This is a genomic window from Salinivibrio sp. MA427, assembly GCF_001996115.1.
In the GTDB taxonomy this organism is placed as follows: domain Bacteria; phylum Pseudomonadota; class Gammaproteobacteria; order Enterobacterales; family Vibrionaceae; genus Salinivibrio; species Salinivibrio costicola.
Map to the genome: position 1 here is coordinate 1 of NZ_MUFH01000158.1, position 5,918 is coordinate 5,918.

Sequence of the window (5,918 nt, forward strand, 5' to 3'; positions counted from 1 at the left end):
ACACTATCAATCAGTCGCTTAAAAAGGTGGAAATTGGCTATTGGCTGAGTTCTTTGCACCAAGGGAAAGGGATCGTGAATCAAGCCGTGGCTAAGCTCATTGAGCTGGCGTTTACCCAGTTTGGTATGGAAAAAGTACAGATATCGGCGGCAACGGAAAACACGCCAAGCCGAAAGGTCTGTGAGCGTTTAGGGTTCACACTCGAGGGCGTAATACGTCGTGCTGAAAATTTAAACGGACGTATTGTCGACCATGCTATTTACGGTTTAGATCGCGCTACGTGGCAAACCGCGAATTAGGTAGGAAGATCAATCCCAGAAAGGTGGCAGGGCGAGCGCAAGATACGCATCGCCCCATCGCGGCTTTGTTCAACGATGGATTTACACAGCATAAGTTAAGCCTATAACCCCATCGGCCACTGCAATACGTAGACCCAAACTAGTAGTAAGGTCGTCCACACCAACAAAAACGCCAAGCTAAAAGGCAACAYTAATGACATCAGGGTGCCTAATTTAGCCTCCTTATCGTAATCTTGTGCGGCCGCTAAAATTAACCCGAGATAGCCAAATAGTGGGCTAATAATGTTGGTGACTGAGTCTCCAATCCGAAACGCCGCTTGTGTCACTTCTAGTGGAATGCCGACATAGAACAACGAAGGGATCAATACGGGCGCTATCATGCTCCATTGAACAATCGGTGATCCCATAAAGATATTCAGAAAGGCACACAAAATAACGACCAGTAAGAGAATTATTGCTGGATGTAGTTGTACCTCTGTCACTAAGCTACTCACCGACATGGCTAATACACCCGACAACTGGCTGAGCTTGAAGAGGTAGATCATCTGCGACGCAACAAAGATGATCACTAAAAACACTCCAAGTTGGCTCATGCTTTTTTGACAAGCATTCAGCAGATCGCGCTCGCACTTGAAGCTGCCAGAGAGGTAGCCATAGGTTAATCCACTTAAACCAAATGTAACGGCTATAATAATAGGTAGTCCACGCATCACTTCGCTGCGTCCTAAAGGTTGGCCTTCGTATGGGGCTAGCCAGCCGTTGGGTAGGACGGTTGAAAGTACAATAAACACGGCAGCCATGACGAATACAACGGCTGCGGCCCACATGGCTTTGTCATTATTGGCAGCTTTGTTGTTATCGACACCATAGCTGTCAGTGAACCTTTGTTCAGGCGTAGCACAATGGCATGCTAATCGACTTTGACGCTTTTCAACGATATTAATCGAAACAAACGAGCCTACTAAAACGAGAGCGAATACGCTGGCACTCATAAAAAAATAGTTAGCCAGAGGGCTGATGATAATAGTCGGATCAATCAATTGAGCAGCTGAGGTGGTAATCCCGGCTATGACAACGTCATAAGTGGTTAAGAATACGGTAGCGTGAGTTCCCCCTGCAACCCCCGCAAATGCGGTGGCAAGCCCAGCAAGCGGTGGGCGATTGGCGGCTTGGTATGCTCGACAAGCCAAAGGGATGAGTACAATATAGCCCACAGAGCCGACGACATTCGATAAAACACCCAAGATCATGATGCTCATTGTCAGCTGCCACTTGCCGGTTTTACTGACTAACCGCTGAACGGAGTAACTGATGAGGCCTGAAGAGTCCGCCAAGCCAATTCCAATGGTGGCAATAACGACGACGCCTAATGGCGGGAAGCTGACGAACTCTTTGACGCTTCCACCGAGCCAAGTTCTTATTGCCTCTAAAGATAACAGGTTGTTGACGTGTTCAATGCTTCCACCGGGCAGTGTATAAGAAACTTGGGCGTTGGATGCGAAGAATGAGATCCCTATGATTATCAGCGACAACCATAGGAACAAAAATACAGGATGAGGAAGTCTATTTCCCCATCGCTCTAACTTATCAAAAAATGTATTTGGCATCAGACTAGAAAGCGTAATTCAAACCAGCGTAATACGTTCGGCCTTGAATGACTTCCGTATAAGTCTCTGGACTTGAGATGTCTTCATCCATCACGTTGTTCACACCGAGTTTCAGGTCCAGTTCACCCATTAGGATATGACGCATGCCAATATCAAAGGTTGTGTATGGGTCAGCTACATCATTGTTACCGAGCTCACCACGCACTTCACTGCGGTAATGGGCTCTTGCAAACAAATCCGTATCGTAAGTGATATACCAATTGGCTTTCACTGAAGCTTCATGTTCGGATGTGCCGACGAGGCGATCGCCGCTTGTGTCGTCTATCGCATCAAGATAAGTATATGAAGCATCAAGTCCAACGTGCTCGAATTGGTGTTCGGCATACAACTCTAAGCCTTTGAGTGTCGCTTTATCCACATTGATAAACGTATAGTAGCCATCACTGCCATTCGGTTTTTCAACTTGCTGAATAATGTCATCAACACGATTATAGAATACGGTGGCGTTGGCATAGGTTTCTTCGTTGGCATAGTAAGCACCAATCTCACTGAAGGTACCAGTTTCTGCTTTGAGATCTTGGTTACCATAGATGTTACAAGCGGCGGGCCTACCAGGGCAAGCTGGACCACTGGCTGGCGCGTTATAAGACGGTGAAACCTGTGCCATGGTCGGTGCTTTGAATGCGGTCCCTGCGCCGGCTTTTAAGTTCCAGTTGTCGGTTAAACCTTGTGTGATGTATCCGCGATAAGTAAATTCGCTGTCAAAGAGAGAGTCATGATCTAAACGTCCGCCGAGTGTCAGCATGGTCGAATCGGCAACAGTTAGATTGGTTTCAATATAAGCGGCCGTACTGGTTCGATCGGTAGAGCCACCTGTGATCCTAACGTTCTCGATTTCGGCATTGCGAGCTTCGGTTCCTATTGTCACTGTATGATCATCGATAAAGAAAATGGCTTGAGCATCGCCGCCATAGTTTTGTTCGGTGATGTCTGAACTTGGGATGTCATATTTAACATCAAAGTCACTGTAGTAGAGATGGGCATCGACACTCACAAGATACGATTGGTAATCATACCCTAACGTGTAATTTTTAAGTTGACGCTCTTGTTCATAGGAGCGGCCACGATACATTGCCGTTCCCGATTGATCCTCATTTGACAGTTGTACTTCCAAGTCAATCGTGTGTTGGTCGTTCAGTGCATAATCAAAAGAGTTAACTAAATTGTAATTTTCTTGCGCACGACGTTTGRTGAAGCTCGACTGGTCGGAATAAAAAGATTCGTCGGTGTCTAAATAGTTACCATATACGGTATAGCTTAAAGCATCAGTTACGGGGGTTGAAAAATACAGACCATAAATTTGCCCGTTACCCCCCTTGTCACTTGGGTTGTACTGCGCTTCAACACTTACCGCACCTTCCGCTGTACCACGGTGCTGACGAGTGATAACGTTAACCACTCCGCCCATGGTATCGGCACCATAGAGAGTGGACATTGGGCCACGAATTACTTCGATATTATTGATAGCAACACTTGGCGTTAAGCTCAATGCATTGTCGCTACCACGCCATAATGCTTCTCTGGTATAAGATCGGCGGCTGTTCAATAACACTTGCGTGTAGTCACTACTTAAACCACGAATTCGCACACTACGAGAGCCATTCGCTTGGGTCGACACGTTAACACCGGGTGCATCAACAAGCAGATCCCCCACGTCACCCGTAAACTGATATTTGCTCTGTTCTTGAACGTCTATCACGGTCAATGTTGCAGGGGCATCTAGTAGGGTTGTGCTTTGACCTGCGTTTGCGGTGACAACTACAGTTTCATCAATTGCAGATTCCGCCATAACAAAAGAAACGGGTAGAAAGGACAGGCTAAACAGACACGATACAGCATGACTTGATTTGAGTTTTAACATCTAATGACTTCATGGTTTTTTAATGAGGAGCGGCCTGGAATATAATAAAAATAAATCTCATTGGCAATACCGAAAACCATAAAGCGATCCGTCCCAGCAGTTTTGGACACCGAGTTAAGTGGGTACAATCACTAACGAGGTGAACAATGACAACTAAGAAAACTAAAATTAAACATTCCCCTCAAGTTAAAGCAGATCAATGCTTGATTGTATTGCTTCCAGTTGCTGACTTTTCGCTTGACTTTTCTCATCATTCGTGGGTCGCTCTGATGATTTGTTCGCGGCTCGTATGATGAGGCTCAGTCAAGCCTGATGTGATGACTTTGCCTTAAATGAACACAATTGATAGGGAATAGAGAGTAAAACTGATATGGTCCATGTCTTCCAGTTTTCACGTTTTACGTCCAAGTAGTGACCAATTCGATGTAGAATAAGCGATAACACTGTCAAATGGCTTCCTCATCTGCATGCCTAGCAGCATGAGGATGACTATTTACCAGAAACACGTATAAAAGGAATGTTTGTGTGAAAAGTAACTGTGTTCTCTTTTTAGCATTCACAGTAATGCTGCCATGTTTTAGTACTGTTGCTGCAGAGCTCCCCATTAAAAAGCAGAACCTAATGGGGCAGTGGACATGCTCGTTTACCATGCAAGGTGATAAAGTCTACAAAGAGCAATGGACATTAAAAGATAACAACGCGTTCTCACTACAAGGACGTGTTGAATATTTTCTTGGCGAAAAGAATGCGCACTTTTTATATGATGCCACAGGTGAATGGGAGTTAATCAACGAGACAATTAAGTTGGTTTACAATCCGTTTGAGTTTCAGAGCAAAGACAGCTTCAGTCAAGATTATATCTCCGATATTGAAACCGTATACATTACACCGGCATGGAATGGCACACGACGATTTCAGTACGACGTTGAGGCATTGTCAGCATCACGTATGCAAATCGGCGATGACTACGATAGCTGGCAATGTAAAAGAAACAAACGTGCGAATTAAACGGCTAAAACTACTGTGTTGATAACTCGCGCAACGTGCCAAACCGCGAATTAGGTAGAAAGATCAAGGATGCTAATGAATACAGAACAACAGGAATACTTAAACGCCTACCTTGCCACTTTAAGTGACGCAGAACGTCAGGCTGTGCCTGAAACCATTGCTGAGTACTTTTGTGCGGATGAATACAATGCTAACGAATGCGCCCGTTTGATTGATCAAGGCATAAAACGCGCATCGTGCAGCTTAAAAGCCTGCTACGAGATCGAAAACGAACCTTACCCGCAAGTCGGACGTTTAACCGTGGTGCTTAACTGGGCGCAGCAGCCGGTTTGTATTATCAAGGTGACTGAAGTGAGAGAGTGCCCGTTTGATCAAGTGACTGCTGAATTCGCCGCTGCGGAAGGTGAAGGCGACAAGAGCTATGCGTGGTGGCGGCAGGCCCATCTTGCGTTTTTTGAGCAAGAGGGGCAAGCACTCGGCGTGCCGTTTACAACCCAATCTCCTTTGGTGTTAGAGCGCTTTGAGAAAGTCTATCCGCTTGATAACCATGAAACTGAACAGCTAAGCGCATGATAAAACAAGTCGGTCAAACATCCATCCAACCCGAACACTTGGCCCGCTGTCACTGCGGGACGGTTGTGCTCAGCGAATAACCACTAGACATGTTCCTTAAGTTGTACATGTCTAGTTTATTGCTCTATACTTCGATGTTGTACGAATAGGAGTGATCCGATGAAAATTATTTCGTTTACTGAAGCGAGAAATAGCCTCAAAACGGTATTAGATGGGGTGGTTGATGACGCTGATACCGCTGTCATTACCCGACGTGATGCGGAAGACGCGGTGGTGATGTCGCTTGACTACTACAACAGCCTTATGGAAACCGTCCATCTGTTGCGCTCGCCCGCCAATGCTGAGCACCTAAATCGCTCTATTACTCAGTACAAGATGGGTAAAGCGATGGAGCACACGTTAGTCGATAACGATGAATAGTCGCTTACTTTGCTGGACGCATGATGCGTGGCGTGACTACGTATACTGGCAAAGTCAGGATAGAAAAACACTCAAGCGAATCGACAAGCT

Annotated in this window: 7 protein-coding genes; 5 read left to right on the top strand and 2 right to left on the bottom strand. The window is 45.8% G+C overall.

Annotated features, from left to right (window positions below):
* Positions 1-299: GNAT family protein (locus tag BZG79_RS10455; protein WP_199877723.1), on the top strand; the 299-nt coding region annotated here is incomplete at its 5' end.
* Positions 300-400: 101 nt separating this feature from the next.
* On the opposite strand, the gene BZG79_RS10460 is transcribed toward BZG79_RS10455, so the two are convergent.
* Complete coding sequence (locus BZG79_RS10460; RefSeq protein ID WP_077774349.1) at positions 401-1,906, bottom strand: AbgT family transporter; 1,506 nt, start codon at positions 1,904-1,906, stop codon at positions 401-403.
* Positions 1,907-1,910: 4 nt separating this feature from the next.
* A complete protein-coding gene (locus BZG79_RS10465) occupies positions 1,911-3,755 on the bottom strand; it encodes a TonB-dependent receptor (protein ID WP_242414160.1) in 1,845 nt (614 codons plus the stop codon).
* Positions 3,756-4,448: 693 nt separating this feature from the next.
* Here BZG79_RS10465 and BZG79_RS10470 point away from each other — a divergent pair.
* From BZG79_RS10470 to BZG79_RS10485, 4 genes are all read left to right on the top strand, one after another.
* Positions 4,449-4,835 (top strand): hypothetical protein, encoded by a 387-nt coding sequence (locus BZG79_RS10470; RefSeq protein ID WP_077461021.1) that lies wholly within the window; start codon positions 4,449-4,451, stop codon positions 4,833-4,835.
* A 75-nt stretch (positions 4,836-4,910) separates the two neighbouring features.
* A complete protein-coding gene (locus BZG79_RS10475) occupies positions 4,911-5,408 on the top strand; it encodes an ASCH domain-containing protein (RefSeq protein ID WP_077774352.1) in 498 nt (165 codons plus the stop codon).
* A 159-nt stretch (positions 5,409-5,567) separates the two neighbouring features.
* Positions 5,568-5,828 (top strand): type II toxin-antitoxin system prevent-host-death family antitoxin, encoded by a 261-nt coding sequence (locus tag BZG79_RS10480; RefSeq protein ID WP_077774353.1) that lies wholly within the window; start codon positions 5,568-5,570, stop codon positions 5,826-5,828.
* Positions 5,821-5,918 (top strand): type II toxin-antitoxin system YoeB family toxin (locus BZG79_RS10485; protein ID WP_199877726.1); only part of this gene is annotated, 98 nt, incomplete at its 3' end. The genes BZG79_RS10480 and BZG79_RS10485, both read left to right, overlap by 8 nt.

What these genes read in the sequence shown, in the direction of transcription:
- BZG79_RS10470 (WP_077461021.1), top strand. Translation starts at nt 4,449, where the DNA reads ATGGGGCAGTGGACATGCTCGTTTACCATGCAAGGTGATAAAGTCTAC.
- BZG79_RS10480 (WP_077774353.1), top strand. Translation starts at nt 5,568, where the DNA reads ATGAAAATTATTTCGTTTACTGAAGCGAGAAATAGCCTCAAAACGGTA.
- BZG79_RS10475 (WP_077774352.1), top strand. Translation starts at nt 4,911, where the DNA reads ATGAATACAGAACAACAGGAATACTTAAACGCCTACCTTGCCACTTTA.